Origin of the sequence: Pyrococcus yayanosii CH1, from assembly GCF_000215995.1 — an archaeon.
Lineage (GTDB): Archaea > Methanobacteriota_B > Thermococci > Thermococcales > Thermococcaceae > Pyrococcus > Pyrococcus yayanosii.
The window spans coordinates 1,555,133-1,577,932 of the sequence record NC_015680.1 but is presented as its reverse complement, the minus strand read 5'-3'; the positions used below and the strand labels follow the sequence as shown (position 1 = coordinate 1,577,932).

General features: G+C 46.9%; 20 protein-coding genes. 7 read left to right on the top strand and 13 right to left on the bottom strand.

The features are described from left to right. Nucleotides 1–5 precede the first annotated feature (5 nt). Complete coding sequence (locus tag PYCH_RS08640; protein WP_237698663.1) at nucleotides 6–1,091, bottom strand: glycosyltransferase family 2 protein; 1,086 nt, start codon at nucleotides 1,089–1,091, stop codon at nucleotides 6–8. Nucleotides 1,092–1,153: 62 nt separating this feature from the next. Between PYCH_RS08640 and PYCH_RS08635 the strand changes: the two genes are divergently transcribed. The 6 genes from PYCH_RS08635 to PYCH_RS08615 all read left to right on the top strand — a co-directional run bounded on the left by PYCH_RS08635 (nucleotide 1,154) and on the right by PYCH_RS08615 (nucleotide 6,576). Beyond that, nucleotides 1,154–1,684: a glycosyltransferase gene (locus PYCH_RS08635; RefSeq protein WP_013906478.1), complete on the top strand. Its 531-nt coding sequence runs from the start codon at nucleotides 1,154–1,156 to the stop codon at nucleotides 1,682–1,684. 87 nt (nucleotides 1,685–1,771) lie between these two features. Next, entirely contained in the window at nucleotides 1,772–2,323 is a 552-nt protein-coding gene (locus tag PYCH_RS09690; protein WP_202795685.1) for a sugar 3,4-ketoisomerase, read from the top strand. Continuing rightward, nucleotides 2,208–2,867, top strand: a complete 660-nt coding sequence (locus PYCH_RS08630; RefSeq protein WP_013906477.1) for an acyltransferase — start codon at nucleotides 2,208–2,210, stop codon at nucleotides 2,865–2,867. Before PYCH_RS09690 ends, PYCH_RS08630 begins: the two co-directional genes overlap by 116 nt. Further along, entirely contained in the window at nucleotides 2,864–3,961 is a 1,098-nt protein-coding gene (locus tag PYCH_RS08625; protein ID WP_013906476.1) for a DegT/DnrJ/EryC1/StrS family aminotransferase, read from the top strand. Before PYCH_RS08630 ends, PYCH_RS08625 begins: the two co-directional genes overlap by 4 nt. A gap of 6 nt (nucleotides 3,962–3,967) precedes the next feature. Beyond that, nucleotides 3,968–4,945 (top strand): glycosyltransferase family 2 protein, encoded by a 978-nt coding sequence (locus tag PYCH_RS08620; protein ID WP_013906475.1) that lies wholly within the window; start codon nucleotides 3,968–3,970, stop codon nucleotides 4,943–4,945. Then, nucleotides 4,939–6,576 carry an alkaline phosphatase family protein gene (locus PYCH_RS08615; protein ID WP_013906474.1) on the top strand — a complete coding sequence of 546 codons (1,638 nt, stop codon included), beginning with the start codon at nucleotides 4,939–4,941 and terminating at the stop codon, nucleotides 6,574–6,576. Before PYCH_RS08620 ends, PYCH_RS08615 begins: the two co-directional genes overlap by 7 nt. Here PYCH_RS08615 and PYCH_RS08610 read toward each other — a convergent pair. The 7 genes from PYCH_RS08610 to PYCH_RS08580 all read right to left on the bottom strand — a co-directional run bounded on the left by PYCH_RS08610 (nucleotide 6,573) and on the right by PYCH_RS08580 (nucleotide 13,346). Further along, nucleotides 6,573–8,102: a flippase gene (locus PYCH_RS08610; protein ID WP_013906473.1), complete on the bottom strand. Its 1,530-nt coding sequence runs from the start codon at nucleotides 8,100–8,102 to the stop codon at nucleotides 6,573–6,575. The genes PYCH_RS08615 and PYCH_RS08610 overlap by 4 nt on opposite strands. Before the next feature lie 52 nt (nucleotides 8,103–8,154). Continuing rightward, the gene (locus tag PYCH_RS08605; RefSeq protein ID WP_013906472.1) at nucleotides 8,155–8,886 is read right to left on the bottom strand and encodes a sulfite exporter TauE/SafE family protein; all 732 of its coding nucleotides are present in this window, start codon (nucleotides 8,884–8,886) and stop codon (nucleotides 8,155–8,157) included. Between the two features lie 9 nt (nucleotides 8,887–8,895). Further along, a complete protein-coding gene (gene cysC / locus PYCH_RS08600; RefSeq protein WP_013906471.1) occupies nucleotides 8,896–9,432 on the bottom strand; it encodes an adenylyl-sulfate kinase in 537 nt (178 codons plus the stop codon). Between the two features lie 116 nt (nucleotides 9,433–9,548). Continuing rightward, complete coding sequence (locus PYCH_RS08595) at nucleotides 9,549–10,961, bottom strand: alkaline phosphatase family protein (RefSeq protein WP_013906470.1); 1,413 nt, start codon at nucleotides 10,959–10,961, stop codon at nucleotides 9,549–9,551. 5 nt (nucleotides 10,962–10,966) lie between these two features. Continuing rightward, nucleotides 10,967–11,902, bottom strand: coding sequence for a single-stranded-DNA-specific exonuclease RecJ family protein (locus PYCH_RS08590; protein ID WP_048058414.1), 936 nt, complete (start codon nucleotides 11,900–11,902; stop codon nucleotides 10,967–10,969). A 73-nt stretch (nucleotides 11,903–11,975) separates the two neighbouring features. Next, nucleotides 11,976–13,115 (bottom strand): sulfate adenylyltransferase, encoded by a 1,140-nt coding sequence (gene sat / locus PYCH_RS08585; RefSeq protein ID WP_013906468.1) that lies wholly within the window; start codon nucleotides 13,113–13,115, stop codon nucleotides 11,976–11,978. Nucleotides 13,116–13,124: 9 nt separating this feature from the next. Continuing rightward, nucleotides 13,125–13,346, bottom strand: a complete 222-nt coding sequence (locus tag PYCH_RS08580) for a hypothetical protein (protein WP_013906467.1) — start codon at nucleotides 13,344–13,346, stop codon at nucleotides 13,125–13,127. Nucleotides 13,347–13,505: 159 nt separating this feature from the next. On the opposite strand from PYCH_RS08580, the gene PYCH_RS08575 reads away from it, so the two are divergent. Continuing rightward, the gene (locus tag PYCH_RS08575) at nucleotides 13,506–15,398 is read left to right on the top strand and encodes a S9 family peptidase (RefSeq protein WP_013906466.1); all 1,893 of its coding nucleotides are present in this window, start codon (nucleotides 13,506–13,508) and stop codon (nucleotides 15,396–15,398) included. Between the two features lie 137 nt (nucleotides 15,399–15,535). Here the strand turns inward: PYCH_RS08575 and PYCH_RS08570 are convergent, their stop codons facing one another. From PYCH_RS08570 to PYCH_RS08550, 5 genes are all read right to left on the bottom strand, one after another. Continuing rightward, entirely contained in the window at nucleotides 15,536–16,939 is a 1,404-nt protein-coding gene (locus PYCH_RS08570; protein WP_013906465.1) for an L-aspartate oxidase, read from the bottom strand. A gap of 102 nt (nucleotides 16,940–17,041) precedes the next feature. Further along, nucleotides 17,042–18,685: a thermosome subunit beta gene (gene thsB / locus PYCH_RS08565; protein WP_013906464.1), complete on the bottom strand. Its 1,644-nt coding sequence runs from the start codon at nucleotides 18,683–18,685 to the stop codon at nucleotides 17,042–17,044. 86 nt (nucleotides 18,686–18,771) lie between these two features. Next, entirely contained in the window at nucleotides 18,772–19,539 is a 768-nt protein-coding gene (locus PYCH_RS08560) for an anaerobic ribonucleoside-triphosphate reductase activating protein (RefSeq protein ID WP_013906463.1), read from the bottom strand. Between the two features lie 21 nt (nucleotides 19,540–19,560). Beyond that, on the bottom strand, nucleotides 19,561–21,063 hold the full coding sequence (nrdD, locus tag PYCH_RS08555; RefSeq protein ID WP_013906462.1) for an anaerobic ribonucleoside-triphosphate reductase: 1,503 nt from the start codon (nucleotides 21,061–21,063) through the stop codon (nucleotides 19,561–19,563). Nucleotides 21,064–22,135: 1,072 nt separating this feature from the next. Further along, nucleotides 22,136–22,681 carry a GTP--adenosylcobinamide-phosphate guanylyltransferase gene (locus PYCH_RS08550; RefSeq protein WP_013906461.1) on the bottom strand — a complete coding sequence of 182 codons (546 nt, stop codon included), beginning with the start codon at nucleotides 22,679–22,681 and terminating at the stop codon, nucleotides 22,136–22,138. Between the last annotated feature and the right edge of the window lie 119 nt (nucleotides 22,682–22,800).

Sequence of the window (22,800 nt, the reverse complement as noted above, 5' to 3'; positions counted from 1 at the left end):
AAAAGTTATAAGTATTTTACTCGGCGATAGTCATATTTAAGTCTAGACACAGTCTCATAGAGGCTTTGGAGGATAGCATCTAAAGATGTCGAATTACCTGTGAGAAGGGACATCAAAAATGCTCTTATTAGTATAAAACTCCTAGGAAGAATAATCACTATTTTGCTAAATACTGGGGCATATCGGAAAATTGCTATGATAGAATTTCTCCAATAATTTTTCGAAATTTTTAATACGGTTTCTGTAGTCTTATTTATTGTGGCTCCCCTTTTATGGTATACGACAGAAGTAGGGATATATATACCGAGCCATCCAAATTTATTAGCCCTCCAAGAATATTCCGCATCCTCATAATTCGTTTCAAACGTTTCGTCAAAAAGTCCGATCTGAAGTATCATATCTTTTTTATAAAGCGCAGCTGCAGCAATTGCTCCGAGGACAAGATTTTTATTGTCATATTGTCCAACATCTATCTCGTTTTTGCCTCTATCTATAATCATTATTCCATTGAAAATATGTCCTGTTGAATCTATTATGCTTGGGTTATGATATTTCAGAACTTTTGGACTAACTATTCCAATTCTGTTTTTCTTTTTAGGCATATCTTCTAATAGATTTCTTAGAAAGTTCCTATCGACTACTGTATCATTATTTAAGAGCAACACATACTCTGGATTCAGAACACTTAAAGCAAACTTAATTCCAATGTTGTTTCCACCAGTGAAGCCGTAATTGTCCTTGTTTTTAATTAAAATCATTCTTCTATCAACATCAAACTTCTCATAAAGTGGTCGGTTAAATTTTCCTCTCCTTGCATCGTCCTCACTAACTTCAAAAACTTTAATTGGCTTGTTATTCGGATTATAATCAAAAAACTTCGAATTAACCTTAATTTTCCCTTCAGCATACTCCTTTATCTTTTGAACGGAATCATCTTTTGAACCATTGTCCACGACAATAACATCATAATTGGAATACGTTATCCTGTAAAGGGATTCCAAGCACTCTATTGTATCTTTCCAGCCGTTCCAGTTGAGAATGATAATAGAGACGCGAGGGAAACCGTGTTCTGTGCGCATTGGAACTTTCACCCAAAATCTTAGGGAGCATTAATCTTTTTAACAGTTATTCCCTTGTTGTCTGTGGTGGGACAATGCGTATACTCCAAGTGGTTCATGGACTTTATCCAATGAGAAAAGCCGGAACAGAGATCTACACGTACTATCTCTCAAGAGAACTCGCGAAGGAACATGAAGTCCATGTGTTTTATCCGGTATTCGAGAAAACCGCGAAAAGGGAACTGCGAATAAGGGAAATAAAAAGGGAAGGAATGCATCTGCATGAACTCGTTATTCCTAATGGAATCCTTGACAAGATAAAGCGCCTGTGGAGCTCAATGTTCTTTGAAAACACATATCGTAACTTAGAGATTGAAGAGATATTTGAGAAACTCCTTAAGGAGGTTAACCCCGATATAATACATTTTCAGCACTTAATTGGACTCTCTGCAGGATTGATTGAAATTGCAAAAAGGCATGGCTTCCCTACAGTTTTAACTCTCCATGACTACTGGTTCATGTGTCCCACGATAAATCTTCTCAGATGGGACTATTCTCTGTGCGAGGGGTTGCATCCCGAAATGTGCTGGTCTGAAAAACAGTTATACAACTTGGGGGAAATTTAAAAACGAAGAAGCACCACTAAGCGGGCATAGTTAGACTTTTAAATCTCTTAAAGAAATATATGGTTATGAAAACCTCGGGATTATAAGGTGGGAGTTTATATGGAGACTCATCGAATAAATCTATGCAAAGTTATCCGCTTTCCAATTGTACATGATCACCGCGGTAATTTGACTTTCATCGAAGAAAATAACCATGTCCCTTTTGAAATCAAGAGAGTCTACTACTTATACGATGTTCCTACTGGAGCTGTAAGAGGAGGGCATGCTCATATTAACCTAGAACAGGTAATAATTGCGTTGAGCGGGAGTTTTGAGGTAATAATAGACGATGGCTACAAAAGAAAAAGTGTTTTCCTTAACCGACCCCACTATGGTTTGTACATCCCCCCAGGGATTTGGAGAGAATTAATGAACTTTTCCTCAAATTCAGTGGCTTTAGTGTTGGCTTCAATGCCCTATGATGAGAAAGATTATATAAGAGACTATGAGAAATTCAAAAAAATGGTGAGGAGGGGATTTTGGGATGAATCGGATAAGAGAGTTGCAGAAAAAATATCAGGACTACGACAGGCGTTTAGCCAGAATAAGGAAAAAACTAGAAGAAAAAGGAGTTTTTATTCACCCAAATGCACTTGTTGAGAGTGAAAACATTGGAGAAGGGACAAGAATTTGGGCATTTGCTCATATTCTTCCAAGAGCAAAAATTGGTAAGAATTGCAATGTCTGTGACCATGTATTTATAGAGAATGATGTGATAGTTGGTGATAATGTCACTATAAAAAGTGGTGTCCAATTGTGGGATGGCGTGAGAATAGAGAATAACGTATTCATTGGGCCCAATGCCACCTTTACCAATGACTTACGGCCGAGGAGCAAGGTATATCCCCCAGAGTTCGTCAAAACCTATGTGAAAGAAGGTGCAAGCATTGGAGCAAATGCGACGATAGTTTGTGGCGTGACCATTGGGAAATGGGCAATGGTTGGTGCTGGAGCAGTTGTTACCAAAGATGTTCCAGATTATGCTCTAGTCTACGGTGTTCCGGCAAAAATAAAAGGATGGGTTTGTGAATGTGGTAGGAATCTGGAGTTTAATGAAGAGAGATATGCAAAATGTGTTTGTGGAAAGGAATATAGAAAAACCAAAGACAATGACGGGAATGAGAAAGTGGTGAGGATAAAATGATACCTTTTGTCGATTTAAAAAGAGAATACCATGAAATCAAAGAGGAAATAGACAGTGCAATTCAAAGGGTTCTCGAAAGTGGCTGGTTTATTTTAGGAGAGGAACTAAGAAAGTTTGAGGAGGAATTTGCAAAGTATTTAGGGGTTAAGCATGTTATAGGTGTAAACTCTGGTTCTGATGCTCTCTATTTAGCTGTGAAAGCCCTCGGGATTGGCCCCGGCGACGAAGTGATTACTGTGTCTCACACGTTTATTTCCACAGTAGATGCAATAGTTAGAAACGGTGCCAAGCCAGTATTCGTGGATATAGACCCCGAGACTTATACAATAGATGTGAATCAGATTGAAAAAGCTATCACAGAGAGAACAAAAGCTATTATCCCGGTTCATATTTACGGTCATCCCGCGGATATGGACCCCATAATGAGAATAGCGGAGGAGTACGGGTTATATGTAATAGAAGATGCCAGCCAAGCTCACGGGGCTGAATATAAAGGAAGAAAAGTTGGTAGTATAGGGCACGTAGCTTGTTTTAGTTTCTACCCAACAAAAAATCTCGGGGCTTATGGTGATGCTGGTGCAATAGTTACAAATGATTATGAGCTTGCTGAGAAATTAAGGATGATGAGAAACTATGGTTCACTTAAAAAGTATTATCATGAATTCATTGGAGTTAATAGTAGACTCGACGAAATTCAAGCTACAATTCTCAGGGTAAAACTGAGACATCTCGATGAATGGAACGATAGAAGGAGAAGGATAGCTAAGATTTATAATGAGCTATTAGAAGATTCTGAAGTTATTGTTCCTGTTGAAAAAGAGTGGGCAAAGCATGTTTATCATCTTTATGTGATCCGACATAAAGACAGAGACAAACTCCAGCAACACCTCTTAAAAAATGGAATAAAAACCCAGATACATTATCCTGTTCCAGTTCATCTCCAAAAAGCTTACCTTGATCTTGGAATTAGAATGAAGCTACCCGTTACGGAGAGGATTAGCCTAGAGATTTTATCTTTGCCCATATATCCATGGTTAAAAGAAAAGGAGATTGTAAAGACATGCTCCTTGATCTGTAATTATGATAAAAGGTGAAGACATATGGGGATACAAAGTAGAAATAAGAGATTGGATGTAACAATAGTTACAGTTAATTGGAACGTTACAGATAAGTTGCAAAAATGTATAGATTCAGTTATACATACATGCAGGAATGTTCAATATGAAATGTTTATAATAGATAATAATTCAGAAGATGCTGATTTTAGTGAAGTTATTCGCAAGTATTCTAACCATTCTCAGTTGATATTCATAAGAAATGAAAAAAATGAAGGAGCCCTGGCAATAAATAGGATTCAAGACCGAATACGTGGGCGATACCTGTTAATTCTTGGGCCAGACACAATCTTAAAAGAAAATACTATTAAGAATCTTATTAAGTTCATGGATACTATGCCTAATGCCGGAGCTGCTACTGGAAAATTGCTAAATCCAGATGGTTCTCCCCAGCTGTACTATTTCCGGTTCTGGGATATTAAAATGGTTTTTTATATTAATACAATTATTGGACATATAATTGATCGATTTCTATTCTCATACAAAAAACGCAGATATTATCTAGGTCATAATTTAGATGTGAATTCCTTGATTGAGGTAGATCAGCCCCCAGGAGCATGTCTAATATTAAGACCAGAGATTGTTCTCAAAGATGGATATATCATTGATCCACAGTTTCCTTATTATTATAATGATGTAGATCTCTGTAAAAGAATTTGGGATAGGGGATATAAGATTTATCTAGTTCCAAATGCTGAGGTCATTCATGATCATGGAAGTTCCTTTAAAAAAGCTGACCCTGAATGGAAGACCTTAGAGTTTATAAAAAGTCAAATTAGATATTTTAGAAAATATCACAGGAATAAAGTGTGGTTATTAAAACTAATTATAATATTAGATTATGCCTTAAGGGTGTTTATGCTCTCATTGCTATATCTTTTCGGAAAAAAATATCCACGGGCCATATCAAAAAGGAAAATAAAGACTGCGTTTCAAGTTATTAGGGGGGTCTTAAAATGGTAAGAGTAGTCGCAATAGGCCTAGACGGTGCAACTTGGGACTTAATTAAACCTTGGGCCGAAAAAGGAGAGCTACCAACGTTTAAGAGGCTCATGGAAAATGGAAGCTGGGGGCACTTGGAATCTACAATCCCTCCTGTAACGTGTCCTGCGTGGGTTTCTATGTTAACTGGAAAAAATCCTGGAAAACTTGGAATCTACTACTTCAGGCAACCTGATTGGGAACAATTCGTGATGAAATCTGTGAAAATAAACTGGAGCGAGTATTTGCCTCTATGGAAAATCTTAAATTCCGAGGGATATTACACAAATATTATAAATACGCCTACCGTCACTCCAACTCCAGACGATTACAAAGGGGTTTATGTTCAATGTCCTATAATGGGTTCAAATAGCTTTGATGAGTTTGTATATCCTGATTTTGTAAGAAAACTCTTGAAAGAGATGAACTATGAACGATTAGTACCAGGGAACCCCCATACTCTGGGGTGGGATAAATATTTGGAAAAGGTTTATGAGGTCGTTCAAAAGAAAGCTGAACTTGCATTGAATCTTTTCGAAAATACAAGGTGGCATTTATTTTTCTTTACTATATTTTACACAGATCAAATTATGCACTATTTTTGGCATTATATGGACAAAAACCATCCAAAACATGTGCCAAGTAAGTATAAAGATACAATCTTGGAATTTTTTAAGTTCGTGGATTCTATTATTGAAAAATTCTTGAATAAATTGGACAAAAATGACATTTTAATGCTTGTCTCAGATCATGGGCATGGGCCAATGTACAAAGAGGTTAACTACAATATGTATTTTAGTCAGCTCGGATTACTTAACTTCAAATCGAATGTCGTTAGAAAGCATAAAACAAGAGAAATTATCTATAAAGTATTGGGCAAATTGTATCATACACCAGTTGGTATAATTGTTGATAGAATTAATTTGTTGAGTGTCAAGAAAGCCAAAATATCAAACGAAGCTGAAAGATTGAGGTCAAAATTTGACTTTATAGACTGGCAGAATACTGTAGCATACAATCCAACGGTAAATGCTATCTTTATAAATGTCAAAGGGCGTGAAAAGTATGGCACAGTCCCCAGAAAAGATTATTATAAAATTAGAGAAAAAATTATAAAGAAACTCCAAGAGCTGAAAGATCCCGAGACAGGAAAACCAGTTATAAAAAAGGTCTGGGTGAAAGAGGAGATATATTCTGGTAAATATTTCGATAGTATGCCAGATATATTAATTGAACCAATAGGTGAAACATTCTACATAAATTATGGATTTGATAATCTGTGGAAATTTAGGCTATTTTCGGAGCCAACCCCATTAACGTATTCTACGCATACCAGACGGGGCATCTTCCTCGCCTATGGCCCAGGCATCAAAAAAGGCTACAAAATTGAAAACGCAAAAATTTACGACATAGCTCCGACAATCCTTCACATCTTTGGACTACCAATTCCAAATGACATGGACGGAAGAGTTTTAATGGAAATATTCGAAGAGGATTCAGAATTTGCTAAAAGGAAGCCAAAATATGTTGATCCAAGCTACTACGAGAAAAAACAAGAGGATGAAAAGCTTAAAAAGGCAATCAAAAACCTGAAACTAAAAGGCAAGCTCTAAACAAACCTCCTCAAAACCCTTTTTATTATTCCTAAATCAACTCCCAGCTTTTTCTCCACTGCCAGCAGTAGCTCAACGTCCTCCTTATCAATGCTCCTGCTCAGGAGCACGAGGAGGGCGTAGACTCCAAGGAATACAACCAAAACAGGAACTGCGTACCATATGCTCGCCACCCTCAAGTTGAGCCCCTTGATAACCCCAAGCAGTACAAAACTGATAACCAAAGGCTTAACATAATTCCAGCTGAAGGGATGGATTCTTGTCTCCTTGTACAGCTTGGCGGAGCTTAGAACGTTTCCAAGGAAGTATGATGCAGCAGTGGCCATCGCTGCCCCTTCCATACCATAGACCGGGATTAGCATTACATTTAGAATTATATTGAATGTAGCCGAAACAAGGGTTGAAATCAGAATGAACCCGCTTTCCCCAATCACAACCAAACTCAACCCATTCAATCCTAAAAACGTGTGGAACATGAAGCCCAAGGCAAGAATTTGAAGCGCCGAAGCCGCTGGAACATATTTGGCCCCAAAGAAGAAGTTTATAACGGCCTCGGGAAACAGGAACATCAGGCTAAAAATCGGAAGGGTTAGGAGAAACACCCATTTCGTCAGCACCTGGTAGACCCTCTTCATTTCCTCAATTTTTCCCTGAACGTAGAGCGGGGAGACCATTGCGGGATACAAAAATGCTGCGGAGCTTAGGAACACCGGAAGCAACCTTGCCAGAGGCGCTGCGGCGTTGTAAAGGCCAACAACATCGGAGCCTTTATAATATCCGAGCATCAGAGTATCCGTCCAGGTCATTATAAATCCGGCAATGCCGGTGAGCATCAGCGGAATCGAAAATTTGATAAGCTCAATGCCAATCCTCCGGTCAAAATAGGGCTTTATTTCAAAGATTCTAACTCTAAAAACTTCAAGAAACAGGGCTAAGCATGTTAGCGACTGTGCGAGAACGTAAGCCCAGAATATCGAAGCAAACGGTAGATTAAGAACCGCAAAAGATAAAACGAATATCAGCCATAACACCGGATAAACCACGTTCTGAAAATACACCTTCTCCCTGACCCTCCCAAACCCTTGGGTGGTTGATATTATCACCCCGGTTAACGCCGAAAACGGCAGGGCAAAGGCCACCACTTTTAGGGCATAAACCAGTCTCCCCTCGTTAAACACGTGAGCAATAAAGCTTGAACCAAAAATTAAGAACAGCATAATTGCCAAACTGTTCACCGCAACGATAATTAGAGCAGTCGAGATAAGTTTGTCAACCTTCTCCGGCATCTTCTCCCTGTAGAACGCGACTTCCCTCGGAAGGGCGTTTTGAAAGCCGAGCGTGGCAATAACGAGCCCTATGCTTAGAATTGTTAGGGCTAAGTTAAACACCCCATACTCAGCCTTCGAGAACTCCCTCGCAATTATCGCCCTGCTCAAAAACCCGAAGAACATCGAAATAACAGTCCCAGCAAATATTATCCCCGTGCCCCTTGCGATTTTATGTAGGGCCTGAGTTGCATCACTCATATAGCCCACCTTATCCCGGTGCCTTCTTTTACCTTAAAATTTTGCCATATCATCAGTCTAAAAGCGTGAACAGGCCGATGAATAAGATAATGAAGTTTATAACCTTCTTCAACCTTTCCTTACTAATATTGGCGTTAACGTGCGTTCCAAGGTAAACCCCCGGAATGGTTCCAGCTATTAATGTTCCCGCCAGAGCATAATCAACGCTTCCCATACTTGCATAGCTCAGGAAGCTTATGGTAGATAAGGTCAAACCGTAGAGAATCGTCGTCCCAACTACCTGCTTGGGATTAATCCGCGCAATGTTCATCAGGGTGAAGCTGATTATAACGCCAGCCCCGACCGAGGTGAACTGGACGGTTAAACCTACGATGAAGCCAAGAAGATAAATGTATGCCCGCCTAGGCTTCACTGGAACCTTTATTTCACCCTTCAGAAGGCCCAGCGTTGCCGTGATGATCAGAATTAGTCCCAGAAGGAGTGTAAGGTAGTGATTTAGGATTTCCCTTGGGATGTGCCTTACCGCATAACCCCCTATGAGAACCGCTGGAACGCTCCCAATTAAAAGCCGGAACGCTATGTCCTTCCTCACGTGACCCCTCTTCCCGTGGAAGAAAACTCCAAAGGCTCTCGTGACGGTTGCGTACAACAAATCGGTTCCTACCGCGGTTAGTGGCTCAAAACCTAAGAATATCAACGCTGGAGTCATCAAGGCTCCTCCACCCATCCCAGTAAGTCCCACCAAAAACCCCACTACGAAGCCGAGAAGAATATGGGCTAGCATATTCCTCCCTCACGGGAGGTAGCCGAGCTCCCTAGCCCTCTGAATGACTAGCTCTGCTTCCTCTTCAGGCGTCATCTTCGAGGAGTCCACAACAACCTCCGGATTTTCTGGCTCTTCATACACGCCGTCGTACCCGGTCAGTCCTTTTATCTCGCCACGCATGGCCTTCTTGTATAAACCTTTAGGATCCCTCTGAATTCTTACCTCAAGTGGTGCATAAACGTAAACCTCGATGAAGCGGCCTATCTCTTTTCTAGCAAATTCTCTGACGGCCCTGTAGGGGGATATTAGAGAAACTATGGCTATAACGCCGTTCCTAGTCAAAAGCTTGGCCATGTGTATAACTATCCTATTGTGCATCTCCCTAGCCTCCTTTGAGAAGCCCAAGTTTGGGTATAGGGTTTTCCTTATCGTGTCCCCGTCGAGAACCTCAACCCTATAACCCATCTCCCTAAGCTTCTTGGCGAGCCTCACCGCTAAAGTCGTCTTTCCAGCACCACTAGGGCCAGTGAGCCAGATTGTAAATCCCTGCTCCAAGCTCTTCATCTAGAACCCCCCAAAGAAAAGCCGCCGTTGAGTTTTAAAATTTTGGCCATAAAAAATTATGATGATGAGCCCACCCTTGGCTGACATTATGATGAAGTCTCGTGGTTCTGAAAAATTTAAACGATGCTCCTTCCCCTCATCGCCTTCTCCATGCCAAAGAGCTTCAGCACCGTTGGAGCAAAATCATAGATCGTCAGCTGTACCCTCCTTGCCCCCTCCATACCGGGCAAGTAAAGAGAGAAAACCCCATACTCAGCATGCACCGCGTCATCTGGCCCAGTGTCGTTCTCCTTAAGATAGGGAGTCTCATAACCCAAGGTTCCAGCAGCCCTCCAGTTCAGATCGTCAAGGTAAACCATCATATCCGGCTTATCACCCTTGGCGACCGGATATATCTCCTCCGGATAGAACACCCTAGTATCCCACTTCTCGCCGTTCGGACCCCTGATGCTCTTTATAAGCTCCGCAACCTCATCCCTAACCTCTTGGAACTTCTCAGGCGGAACAATGCCCTGCGGCTCCCTCCCTTTAACGTTAATAAAAACCCTAGAGTAATAGCCCCCCCAAGCCCATGCAATAGTTTTGCTCCAGTCAACTTTGAGCTCGTTGAATCTGACCTGCCGTCCTTCCTTCAAAATCTCTGGATTCTTAATCTTCAAGAGACCTTCCTCAATTAGCCACTGGTTTATCGCAAAGGCTCCCTTCATCGCCTTTATTCCATGATCAGAAACTATGAAAACAGCCGTCTCATCCAAGTCCAGAAGCTTCAAAGTCTCTCCAATTTCTTTGTCAAGGAGCTTATAATAATCAGGGATGACGTTCTTGTATGGATTGTCGTCGCCCGGATAAAGATGATGGCTCTCATCGAAGAACTTCCAAAACGCGTGGTGAACCCTGTCAAGACCTATCTCGACGAACTGGAAGTAGTCCCAGTCTTTCTCCTGGATAAGATACCTTATAACCTCAAACCTCTTCTCGGTCATCTCCCACAGCTGCTCCCTAACCTCATCCCTCTCCTCTTTCCTGAAGACGACGTCAAAGATGTACTCACCAACAAGCCTCTCAATTTCCCCCTTTAGCTCCTTCGGATACGTATAATCAACGGAAGCATCAGGCGTTATGAAGCAGCTCACTAACCAGCCATTTATCTTCTTTGGGGGATAGCTTGGTGGGACACCAACCAAAACTGACTTCTTACCTCTCTCTGCAATATAATCCCACACCGCCTTTTCCTTAACCATGAGGCTGTGAGCTATCCATATCTCGTTGTAGGTGCCCTTTTTCCTATGCCTAAAGCCGTAAAGGCCGAGCTCACCTGGCGTCTTTCCCGTTGCCATAACCATCCAGGCTGGAATAGTAATGGCGGGAATCGTGCTCTGCATGGGCCCATATATCGAGTGCTCCACGAGCCACCTAATGTTGGGCAAATCCTCCAAAAATCTGCTGAATAAAAGCTCAGGTGGCGCTGAATCAAGCCCTATTACGAAGACCTTCTTGACATCCTCAGGATTAACCCTAACCTCCTCCATCATAATCACCCCAGGTAAGCATCGATTACACTCAAAACTTCATCAAGCTTCCCCCTCTCGCAGATACAACCAATTACCTCCCTCTTACCGCCCGCGTTCACCCCGAGACCCCTCAGCTTCCCGATTATAGTTAAAACACTTATCCTCTCGGCTTCCTTCGGTGAGACTCTGAAGTAAACCTGAGCCTTTCCGTGGAAGTTGCGGTTCACGACGACTGCACCCCGGTAACCCTTCTCCCACACGAGCTTTCTGGCCACCTTCGAGATTATGTTGAAGGGGCTCTCGAAATCAACTATGGCGAAGCCGTTTCTCTCCTCAACACTCGACATAACTTCCTCAACAGCCTCCTTTATTGCCTCCACCCTCCTAATCCACGGCTCATATTCGAGCAATTCTCTAAGCTCATAGTTTAAAAGGACATGAAGAGCTTCCTCAACCGCCATTCTATCCATCACAATGTAGTTCGAGTCAATCAGCTCGACAAGCTTTAAGGCGTCCTCCCTTGAAAGTCCCTCCCCCTTTAGAAGCTCCTCAACACGAGATAACTCGAAGGCTTTCTCACCTATATCACCCACAGCACCAAGGGCGCTCCAGGCATTGAATATTCCGAAATGCTCCGAGACTACCAATGATGCCGAAGGATAATGCTTCCCTTCAAGGGCTGGATTTACCTGCCTAACTCTCGGATTCTTAATCCTCGGCTGGATGTGGTGGTCTATGAAGAGCGTTTCGACGGGAACTTTCTCGACCTCTTGGGGGAGATTTAAGTCGAGGACGTAAAGCTTATCTGCCCTTTCGATAGCCGCCCAAATCTTTCCATCGAACCGGAACTCCCCTATCGGTGGTGTCATGTTCTTGAAATCCCCAAGCTCAAGTGCTCTAACGAGGAGGGCCGCAGTTGTTATGCCGTCCGTGTCCCAATGATGGATAATGAGGGCCAACACCCTTCCCCCATTTAAGTTCCTTCAGGGAGTCTCATTGACGAAAGATAAAATTAAAGGGCAACATCTAGCTTCACTCTACGAAGGGATTATCAAAGCTCCTTATAACCTCGTAGACCTCAGGCCTCATCATATACTCTGGCGGCTTCTCACCGCTCATTATCATCTTCCTGAGCTTGGTGCCACTGATTCTGACGTGGAACTCCTCGCTGTGAGGGCAAATTTTCGCGTTCACCATGCCACCACACTTCCTGCAGTAGAAGGCCTCTCTGATGAACATCGGCGTTATGCCGAGGTCAGGGAACTCGTCGAAGAGCTCCCAGGCCTCGTAGGGACCGTAGTAATTGCCGACCCCCGCGTGGTCTCTCCCGACGATGAAGTGCGTTGCTCCAAAGTTCTTCCTCATGATGGCGTGATGAATAGCCTCCCTAGGCCCAGCGTAGCGCATCTCGTACCTTACGGTGGCAAGGACAGCGGCGTTCTTGGGATAGTAGTGCTCAAAGAGCACCTCATAGGCCTTTATGATAACCTCGTCCCTGTAATCCCCCTTCTTCTTCCTGCCGAGGACCGGATTTATGAAGAGGCCGTCTACGAACGTGAGGGCAGCTTTCTGAACATATTCGTGGCCAAGATGTGGCACATTCCTCGTCTGGAACGCAACTATCGTCTTCCAGCCACGCTCCTTAAAGAGAACCCTAGTTTCGATGGGCCGAAGAGTATATTGGGCAAAGGGATTAGGAACCTCATTCAGGAGCTCTATCTCTCCCCCCACAAGATAGTCGCCCAGGGAATAGACCTTGGCGATGCCCGGGTGGTTAGGGTCAGTGGTCTTAAAGACCTTCCGGGCGAACTCCTTCTTGTCATAAGTGTATATCTCCTCCACGTGCATCCTCGCTATTGGCAGATTCCCATGGTAGAGGAGTATCGCATCACCCTCGTCGAAGGTTTTCTCTTTGATGTCGAGGACTATGGGAATCGTCCAGGGAAGGTCGTTGCTCAGGCGCATATTATCTAAAACGCTCTGGAAGTCGTCGCTCGTCAGGAAGCCTTTTAGGGGCGAATAAACCCCGTGAGCTATGTTTTCAATATCTATGGCCCTGCCATGATCTATCTGAACGGACGGATATTCATGCTGCTCACTAAGTATCCTCTCGCGGGTTCTCTCTGCGACTATCCTGCGTATAAGCCTGCCACCATGGGGCTTTGATACCATGACACCACCTCAGTCGAGGTAGCCAAGGGCCCTGAGCCTCTCCTTGACTTTCTCTTCCTCCTCCTCGCTGAAGACCTCTTCCTCCTCTTCCTCTTCGAGGCTCGCCAGGACCTCCCTAAGGACGTAGGTTACGTACTCATCAACGCTTTCAAAGCCCGTCCCCTCTATCCTCGCCTTTATGCGCTCATAGAGGCTCTTGGGTATCTTAACCTCGATTAGCTCCTCCGCCATCCTTCATCACCCTATGAATGCTCGAAGATCAGGATTTAAAGGTATTCCCCACTCGGGATAAGAACCCAAATCTCCCCGTCCCCAGTGAACTCATTGAGATATTCACCGAAACGCTAAACTTTTTATACGAAAAAGGCCCTATCTCATCCGGTGGCCCTCATGAAAGGGCTCGAAATCAAGGACCTCGAAAAGTTCAAGCTCGTTGGCAATCTCGACGCCCACGGCAAGAAGCTGGTCTTTCAAGTTACAGAAATAAATCTTCAAGAAAACGACTACTTCTCAAAGCTCTACCTCTACGACGGTCGGAAAGTTAAGCCCTTCACAGCCGGAAAAAAAGATGCCAACCCGCGCTTTTCGCCAGATGGAAAGCTGGTGGCATTTACATCGAAACGCGAAAAGGAGAGCAAGGAGGCCGAGCTCTACGTCATCCCAACGGACGGCGGTGAGGCTAAGCTTTTGACCAAGTTTAAATACGGAATAACGGACCTCCGCTTCACCGAGGACGGGAAGAGCATAGCAGTTGTAACTCCGATCGACGTTGAGAAGAAGGGTAAAGACGACGTTCACATCATCAAGGAAATTCCCTTCTGGTTTAACGGGCTTGGCTGGGTCTATGGGAAGAGGAACGTCGTTTACCTAGTGGATGTTGAAACCGGGAGGAAGAGGCGCTTAACACCCAAGAACCTCCACGTCAGCACGATAAGGTTCCACGGCGGAAAGCTTTACTTCACCGCTCAAGAAGACAGGGAAAAGAGGCCCATGATAAGCGACCTCTACGTTCTGGAGGGCAGGAAGGTCAAGAGACTAACACTAGGCAAATGGAGGATCCTCGACTTCGTCCCGCTCGACGACGGGACATTCATCCTCAAAGCGAACACCCTCGAGCGTGGAATACCCACGAACGCCCATATATACCACTACAATCCTAAGACGGGCGAGCTCAGAAAACTGACCAATAGCTTGGATAGAACAGCCTACAACTCCCTGAACAGCGACGTGAGAGGACCACAGAGGGCCGAGCTGGTCTTCAAAGATAGCTGGGTCTATTACGTGGCCACCGATGGTCCTAGAGCAAACCTCTTCAGGGTTAACCTCGAAGGAAAGATAGAGCGCATCGTTGGAGGAGACAAGAGCGTTGAAAGCTTCTCCATCGGTGACTACATAGCTTTCACCGCCCAGGATGCTGTTACCCCGCTCGAGCTCTACGTCCTGCGTGACGGGAAGGAGAAGAGGGTCACGAACTTCAACGGCTGGATAAGAGAATACAGCCTTTCAAAGCCCGAGCACTTCAAAGTCAGGGCAAGTGATGGCGCAGAGATAGACGCCTGGATAATGAAGCCCGTTGGTTTCAAGCCTGGCAAAAAGTATCCGGCCGTTCTGGAAATCCACGGCGGGCCAAAGACAGCCTACGGCTATGCCTTCATGCATGAATTCCACGTTTTAACAGCGAAAGGCTTCGTCGTGATCTTCTCCAACCCAAGGGGAAGCGACGGCTACGGCGAAGAGTTTGCGGACATCAGGGGGCGCTATGGCGAAAGGGACTATCAAGACCTAATGGAGGTCGTTGACGAGGCGTTAAAGCGCTTCGACTTCATCGACGCAGAAAGAATCGGGGTCACCGGCGGTTCTTACGGCGGTTTCATGACAAACTGGATAGTGGGCCACACCAACCGCTTTAAAGCCGCTGTTACGCAACGCTCCATCTCCAACTGGGTGAGCTTCTTCGGCACAACGGACATCGGCTACTACTTCGCGCCCGACCAGATAGGAGGTGATCCCTGGAGCAACACCCAAGCTTACTGGGACAAAAGCCCACTGAAATACGCGCCGAACATAGAGACACCCCTACTGATAATTCACTCGATGGAGGACTACCGCTGCTGGCTCCCAGAGGCACTCCAGCTCTTCACGGCCCTCAGGCACCTCGGCAAGACAGTTGAACTTGCAATATTTCCAGGAGAGAACCACGACTTAAGCCGCTCTGGTAAGCCGAAGCACAGGGTCAGGAGGCTTGAGCTAATAGTCGGATGGATGGAGAAGTGGCTGAGGTAGTCAAGCTCGCAATTCTTTCTTTTACATTTTTCTTTTGAAAGCCTCGCCCTTCAGGTGCGAAAAGGAAGTCAATTTGGAGTTACTCTTTGGGTCTCCCTTTTCCTCTTTTTAAGAAGGCATTACTAAACCGTTTCTTTTTACCCAAGCTTGCACTTCCCGTCAAAAAAGCTCGGCTTCCTGAGCTCCTCCCTCGTGAAGGGAAAGTCAGTGCGATAGTGGGCTCCCCTACTTTCTTCCCTTGTCAGGGCGCATTCTAAGATTCCTCTTGCAAGGAGCTTCAGCCTTGGGTCGGCCTCAATGCCCTCCAACTTCCTGAGACCCTCTCTGAGCCCTTCTGCATCCCTCACGATGCCCGCATGATTCCAGAGGAGCTCTCTTAGCCCTTCGATGTCTCCTGCTTCGAACCCCTCATACCTCGGCTCTCCTACGACCTCCCCCCTTGGCCTGTCCCTCGCTATTGTTCTTCCAACCTCAAGACCGCTCACAACACACTCCAGAAGGGAGTTGCTGGCAAGTCTATTGGCCCCATGGAAGCCGTTAGCCGCCGCTTCTCCTATGGCGTAGAGGTTCTCTATGTCCGTTCTATACCATATATCGGTGTTCACGCCCCCCATGGTGTAATGAGCTACGGGGGTCACAGGTATGAGGTCTCTGGCCGGGTTTATGCCCTCCTTTCTCAGGAAGGCGTATATCCCGGGGAACCTCGACTTGAAGTCCTTTATCTCCGTGGCGTCAAGAAAGACCCCTTTCCCTTCAAGCATTTTCAGGTATATCGCCCTCGCGACGACGTCTCTCGTCTCGAGCTCGTTGACGAACCGCTCTCCATCCCCGGTTACGAGCTTCGCACCGGCTCCCCTTACGGCCTCACTTATGAGCTTAACGCCGTGCTTTCCCACGAAGCCTGTCGGATGAAACTGGACGAACTCCAAGTCCCTGAGCCGTGCCCCCTTGAGGGCCGCGTCCCCTATTAGGGTTCCAAGGTTTAGGGAGGAGCCAGCCGTGTACTTGAAGAGGGCAGAGTAACCTCCCGTTGCAATGACAACGGCGTCGAACCTCCAGAGCTCTCCCTCCATAAAGACTCCGATCGCCTTGCGGCCCACGACGGCCAGCTCTTCGGCTATCCCCTTGACGAAGTGAACGTTCAGCTCCTTTGCATGAGTGAAGAGGAGCTTCATAATATGCCTGCCGGTCTCGTTCCTTATCGTGAAGACGCGGGGGAAGGAGTGGCCGCCCTCGAGCTCGTTTTCTGTGAACTGGACGCCAAGGGATATCAAGAAGTCGTAGGCTTCGGAAGCCTTTGAGATGACGTTCCAGACGACGGCCTCATCATTGAGAAACTTCCCACCCCTCAGCGTGTCAAGGACATGAGCCCTTGGAGAATCGCCTTTCAGCACTGGCAGGGCTATTCCGGCCTGAGCTAGATAGGAGTTCGAATACCTGGGCCCCGGTCCGATTACGGTAACCTCGAATCCTTTCTCAGCAAGGGCTATGGCCGCGGTGAGACCAGCCAGCCCCGTTCCTATTATTCCAATCCGGACCATGCTCCCCCAAGAAGAAGTGACACCACCAATTTATACGGTTTCCGGTTCAGAAGCAGGCAACTAAGGGCAAATATCGGAAGGAGAAAGAAGAGTCAGAGGGCTTCAGAACTCAGTGTCTGTGTCGGTGCTGCTTTCTCCGCCCTTCTCGCCCTCCTTCTCTTTCTCGAGCTTCTGGGCGGCGATGACGTCATCGATCCTGAGGATCATTATTGCCGCCTCACTGGCGCTCTTGATGGCCTGCTTCTTGACCCTGACGGGCTCGATGACACCCCTCTCCATCATGTCGGCAGGCTCGCCCTCGTAGACGTCAACACCGATGGTCGGGCCCTTCTCCTTGTGGGCGGCGATGGCCTTCACGAGGGTCTCGATTGGGTCAAGACCGGCGTTTTCAGCCAAAGTCCTCGGTATGACCTTGAGGGCCTCGGCGAAGGCTTCAATTGCTAACTGCTCCTTACCGCCGACCTCCTTGGCGTACTCGTCGAGCCTGATTGCGAGCTCGAGCTCACTAGCTCCACCACCGGCGACGATCTTTCCATCCTCTAGGATGTCCTTGACGACCTTGATGGCGTCCTCAAGGGCCCTCTCGACCTCATCGACGACGTGCTCTGTTCCACCTCTGATGAGTATCGTTACTGCCTTCGGGTTCTTGCAGCCCTCGACGAAGATCATGTTCTCTCCAGCAACCTTCCTCTCCTCGACGACCTCAGCCTCACCGAGATCCTCTGGAGTTAAGTCCCTGATGTTGGTAACGATCTTTGCTCCAGTAGCTTTCGCGAGCTTCTCCATGTCGCTCTTCTTGACCCTCCTCACTGCCAGTATTCCGTACTTGGCGAGGTAGTGCTGCGCGAGGTCGTCAATGCCCTTCTGGACGAAGACTACGTTTGCTCCAACCTCCTTGATCTTATCGACCATCTCCTTGAGCATCCTCTCCTCCTGCTCGAGGAAGGCCTGGAGCTGCTCAGGGCTTGTAATTCTTATCTCGGCGTCGGTTTCAGTCTCTTTGACCTCGAGGGCGTCGTTGATGAGGGCGATCTTGGCCTTCTCAATCCTCTTGGGCATGCCGGGGTGAACAACCTCCTTGTCGATGACGACACCCCTTATGAGCTTGGTGTCCCTAACGCTACCGCCCTCCTTCTTCTCGAGCTTGATGTTGTCAATGTCAACCTTGAACTTGCCGTCCTTCTCCTCGGCGACGAGCTTAACGGCCTCAACGGCAAGCTTGGCAAGGTACTCCCTCTCCTCCTCAGCAGCTTTACCCGTGATTGCAGTCATTGCGGCCTTGAGAAGTATCTCCTCATCGTCGGGCTTAACGTCCTTGGCTATGCTGTCGAGTATCTCTTGGGCCTTCTGGGCAGCAAGGGTGTAACCCTTGATGACAATGCTCGGGTGGATGTTCTGGTCGAGCAGTTCTTCAGCCTTCCTGAGGAGCTCGCCGGCGATGACAACAGCGGTGGTGGTACCGTCACCGGCCTCCTTGTCCTGGGTCTTTGCAACCTCAACCATCATCTTGGCAGCAGGGTGCTGGATGTCCATCTCGTCGAGAATAGTGGCACCGTCATTGGTGATGACGATGTCACCAAGGCTGTCCACGAGCATCTTGTCCATGCCCTTTGGTCCAAGGGTAGTCCTGATGGTCTCGGCGACGATCCTAGCGGCGAGAATGTTCATCCTCTGGGCATCTCTACCGACATACCTCTGAGTCCCTTCGGGGAGTATAAGTATGGGCTGGCCTGCAAGCTGGGCCATTTCCCCCACCTCCTCTCTTTTAGTTTTTTTATCTATCGGAAGCTTTTAGTTACCTGATGTTGCTTCCAGTCATAGGTTCCTTTGGACTATTTATAAATTTTTCGGTTACATTGCCTCCATTGTGTTCGCTTGATCCCATTGGGTTTTTGAAGAGACTGCTGACGTAAACTTTCAGAAAGCCCTTCCAGTTTTTCTTTGAGTTCATAAACTTCTTTCCTAGGCCAGCAGTGCCGAGAGCACCAGTTCTCGTCCCTCAGGTTAGTTAGGGGTCTTCCGACGAGAGGGTTTAGGACGACGCGGAAGTCAGTGTTTATTATCTTCAGCCCTTCCTCGATGTAGGGCCACTGGTTGAGCCCCCTCGCCACCGGGATTCTTAGTTCAAGCGGGATTCCGTGGTCAGAGACGACCTCAAGCCCCCTGAAGAAAAGGTTCCAGAGTCTCTCAGTAGCCCCGGTAGGGAGACCGTACAGCTCGGGTGGCGCCTTCAGGTCGGTCGCGATGTGGTCAACGAGCCCGACATTAAGGAGCTTTTCGAGGGGTTTCACCAGGGTGAGGTTGGTGTTCAGGCTAATTGGGACATCAAGGAGCTTCACCCCGGCGAAGAGCGAGCTCAGCTCCCACCATTGAATCAGCGGCTCGCCACCCGTGACGTGGAAGTAGTCTATCAAAAACGAACTCGATTCAAGCTCCCCGAGGAGGGCTTCTCTGTCGAGGGGGAAGCAGTCAAGGCCTTCAGCGATGCGCCAGTTGTGGCAGAAGGGGCACCTCAGATTGCAGCCGCAGAGCCAGAGGGTGAAGGTAACCTTGCCGCGAACATCAACCATGCTGACGCTCTTCCAGCCGCTCGTGAGCATTGGACCACCTCCAAAAAGAAATCAGGAGGAGTAGTGCCTCCTCATCCAGAACTCCTTCTTCCTGAAGGGGTTCCAGTTCCTGAGCGGGCGATAATAGCCGATAATCCTGCTCCATATCTCGACGTTCTCGCTTCCGCATCTCGGACAGTGGGTGTGAAGGCCTGTGGTTGAAAATTTACAATCGTTGCAGACCGTTACAGCGGGAGTGTAGCTCCAGTAGACGAGGTCTGTCTTCATGAGCCTCTTGGTGAGCTTTGCAAGTGCCTCCGGGTCAGGCTCCTCTCCGAGGAAGATGTGCATCATAACCCCGCCGGTGAAGCTCCTCTGAACCTTTTCCTCTATGCGTATCCTATCAGCTAACTCGAGGGAGCCGTAGTAGGGCGCTACGCTGGTTGAATAAATGGAGTTCTCTGGATCGCTGAGGTACTCTTTGAGCTCGGGGAACTCGCGGAGATCCCTTATGGCGAGCTTTGCGGCCGCACTCTCACCTGGAACTTCCTCGACATTCCAGGGCGTCCCGGTTTTCCGCATCCATTCCCTTGCTTTGGCCGTCGCGAATTCTACCATCTCCTTCATTACCTCCGCGGCTTTAAGCCAGCCCCTTCTGCTCCCTTCAGTCCAGAGTTCAGGCTCGTTAAGGTAAATGACAGCAGCCTCTGGAAGGCCGAGGATTCCAATGGTATTGAAGTGACTGCTCGGGAACTCTTCAAGATAGAGGTGGATCATCTGGTACATCTGGCGGTAGTTCGTTATCAGCCTCACGTAGCGCTCACGGAACCAGTCGGTAGTCATTTTCACGGTTTCGAGGATTCTTTCGTACTCCTCCCAGAACCTATCGTCGTCCCCTCTGGCCTTCAGGGCGAGTCTCGGCAGGTTCACGGTGGTCAGAGCTATGAAGAATTCCTTCGCTTCCCTCTCGTATTCACCGAGGGGTTCGAGCTTTTTACCATCGTAAACCGCGTGGTCGCCCTCGAGCATCTTCTTCGGGGTGTCGAGCGTTACGGTGAAGTTGGTGAAGGGTGTCTGCATTCCAACTCTACTCGGGTAGTTGAGGTTGTAGACCAGCCTTTGAATCTGCTGTCTGATTTTACGCCTGTCGAGGCCATCTTTCCTTATGAACGGCCCCGCGTACCACTCGACCGAGCTTAGAGCCTGGGCGCCGCTGAAGTGGTGTTGCATGGTGATGAGGTAGTTGGCTATATGATCCACGTAGGTATCAAAGTGCCTGGCCGGCCTCGACGCTATCGTCGGGGTTTTGAGCCCCTTCTCGAGGAGCCTCGCCGTGCTGTGGCCGGTGCAGTAAGGTATGTAAAGGCTGTAGGGAAGCTTATGGATGTAGATGTCTCCGGAGAAGTGAGCCTCTCTTCCCCCTTTAGGGATTAGCAAGATACTCTCCTTCAGAGCTTCTTCCATCACGTAGGCGAAGAAGCCCGTCGGACCAGGATAGCGGTTGGCATTCTCCAGAACGTCGAGGTTGCTCCAGCTGGCGTACTCCTGAATGATGTCCTTCTTTACTATCTCCATCTTGACCACCTGGATAAATTGTCCAGATCCTTCAATTGTGGCTACAGCCTATAAACTTTCCCTTTGGATGTTTGGACATAATATCCATTACTCGGGAAGAAGTGTGGTGAAACGATGAACTAACTAAAAAAATCAATAGATAAATAACAAACGAAATGACAACCTAGCCAGGTTTAGGAATTAGATGCGACAGTAACTTGTCGAATATCCAAAATTGACTCGACAAGTTTAGCAAACTTTTTGGTTTTTACCATACTTTTTAACGAGTTCGGCCAGCCGGAAGGCGGTGATATGAAATGAACATCAATTAAGAGTGGGAGAAACTCTGGAAAAAACTGCGAGAAACTGCTCGGGCTTTTTGACGATTACATAGATCCTATCGAGGCAAAAGAAGAGTTAAGGGAAGAGCTTGGAATGCTCGAGGAAATCGTGAAGACGGCATGCCGGAGAAGGCGATAGAGTTAATGGAGCGCGCAGAAAGAAGGATGGAGATATTTGCGGGCGGAAGGAGTACGATAAGACCTTCAGAGCTCTAAGAGACGAGCCAAGGCTATGAAAGATATTTTTGGCCTCGCCTCGTCAATTCTCTTATTCTCTTTGAGTCTTATTGGAACAGGCGGGCTTTTTGCTTGTCTTCCCCCATACTCTTCTTAGGAGTCTTGGATTTTATAATGTTTTTGGCGAGGGGGTCTTAACAAGGCCTTGAGAGGGCTTGAAATGCAGTCTTGAGAAGTCAAAACTTTTGGTAAAAAGCTTCTAAAAAACCCTATAATTTCAATGATCGAAAGTGATCATGAGGCTTCCAACGGTTTCTCAACCAATTAAATCAAAAATTAAAACCTTCTAGCCAAGTAATTGGGAAAAGATACGATTTCAATAGGGTTTGGGTTGAAAGGAATGCTCTCATCCCCCAACAAAACATTACTAAAACCCTCCAAACCCCCCACAACCCACCATTTGCCCAAAAGAAAAATATCTCAGCATTTTTAGGTGAGATAGCTGTTATTGAATATTATTCGAATCACGCGAAAAGCATCCTGTCTCAAGTACTCAGCCCAGCGGTCGCCTCTAATCACTTCAAAAGAAAGGCAATCTTCCTCGCAAGTTCTAAGTCATCGGGAGTGTTAACGTTCAGCGCCAATAGCGGGTTGCTCAGCTCGAAGAACTCTTCCCCTTCTTCCGCCACCGCGTTTAGGCCAACGATCGCGTAGCCCCGATAGATGAGGGGATTCAGGTCCCGGGGGACAAGGCGGAGAGGTAGGACACCTGTAAGGCTCGTCCTTCCGTCGAAGGTCTTTAAGAAGGCGTAGAAGTCGGAGAACTTGACGAAGGGGACATCGGCAGGAGCGCTTATGAACGGCCCAAATTCCCGTAGGAGCCAGCGAACATCAGTCACATATCCACTGCCAGGCGTCTCGACGAAGGGAATTTTTTCTTTAAGGCACAGCTCCCGCGTTTTTGGAGCGTTCTTTGAGACGGCCACCAGCACCTCCCCAACTTTCTCGGCCGCCTCGTAGACCCGGAGGAGCATTGGTCTATCCCCCACCCTAAGAACAGGCTTCTCTCGCCCCATACGCATCGATTTTCCACCGGCAAGGATTATTATCGGAACTCTCATGGGCGTCGAACCCCTAATTCTTTTCCAGTAACCTAGATTGCTTGTGCCTTGTCCAGCGATTTAAACATGATGTTGTTGAGGTGAAATTTAAAGTATGCGGGAGATGACAAGTCAAATAT

Excerpts from the sequence above, each read along its gene's own strand:
- PYCH_RS08580 (WP_013906467.1), bottom strand. The coding sequence starts at position 13,346 with ATGGCGGAGGAGCTAATCGAGGTTAAGATACCCAAGAGCCTCTATGAG.
- PYCH_RS08550 (WP_013906461.1), bottom strand. The coding sequence starts at position 22,681 with ATGAGAGTTCCGATAATAATCCTTGCCGGTGGAAAATCGATGCGTATG.
- PYCH_RS08625 (WP_013906476.1), top strand. The coding sequence starts at position 2,864 with ATGATACCTTTTGTCGATTTAAAAAGAGAATACCATGAAATCAAAGAG.
- PYCH_RS08575 (WP_013906466.1), top strand. The coding sequence starts at position 13,506 with ATGAAAGGGCTCGAAATCAAGGACCTCGAAAAGTTCAAGCTCGTTGGC.
- nrdD (WP_013906462.1), bottom strand. The coding sequence starts at position 21,063 with ATGGAGATAGTAAAGAAGGACATCATTCAGGAGTACGCCAGCTGGAGC.
- thsB (WP_013906464.1), bottom strand. The coding sequence starts at position 18,685 with ATGGCCCAGCTTGCAGGCCAGCCCATACTTATACTCCCCGAAGGGACT.
- sat (WP_013906468.1), bottom strand. The coding sequence starts at position 13,115 with ATGGTATCAAAGCCCCATGGTGGCAGGCTTATACGCAGGATAGTCGCA.
- PYCH_RS08615 (WP_013906474.1), top strand. The coding sequence starts at position 4,939 with ATGGTAAGAGTAGTCGCAATAGGCCTAGACGGTGCAACTTGGGACTTA.
- PYCH_RS08635 (WP_013906478.1), top strand. The coding sequence starts at position 1,154 with ATGCGTATACTCCAAGTGGTTCATGGACTTTATCCAATGAGAAAAGCC.
- cysC (WP_013906471.1), bottom strand. The coding sequence starts at position 9,432 with ATGAAGAGCTTGGAGCAGGGATTTACAATCTGGCTCACTGGCCCTAGT.
- PYCH_RS08570 (WP_013906465.1), bottom strand. The coding sequence starts at position 16,939 with ATGGTCCGGATTGGAATAATAGGAACGGGGCTGGCTGGTCTCACCGCG.
- PYCH_RS08630 (WP_013906477.1), top strand. The coding sequence starts at position 2,208 with ATGAATCGGATAAGAGAGTTGCAGAAAAAATATCAGGACTACGACAGG.
- PYCH_RS08560 (WP_013906463.1), bottom strand. The coding sequence starts at position 19,539 with ATGCTCACGAGCGGCTGGAAGAGCGTCAGCATGGTTGATGTTCGCGGC.
- PYCH_RS08620 (WP_013906475.1), top strand. The coding sequence starts at position 3,968 with ATGGGGATACAAAGTAGAAATAAGAGATTGGATGTAACAATAGTTACA.
- PYCH_RS08610 (WP_013906473.1), bottom strand. The coding sequence starts at position 8,102 with ATGAGTGATGCAACTCAGGCCCTACATAAAATCGCAAGGGGCACGGGG.
- PYCH_RS08605 (WP_013906472.1), bottom strand. The coding sequence starts at position 8,886 with ATGCTAGCCCATATTCTTCTCGGCTTCGTAGTGGGGTTTTTGGTGGGA.
- PYCH_RS08595 (WP_013906470.1), bottom strand. The coding sequence starts at position 10,961 with ATGGAGGAGGTTAGGGTTAATCCTGAGGATGTCAAGAAGGTCTTCGTA.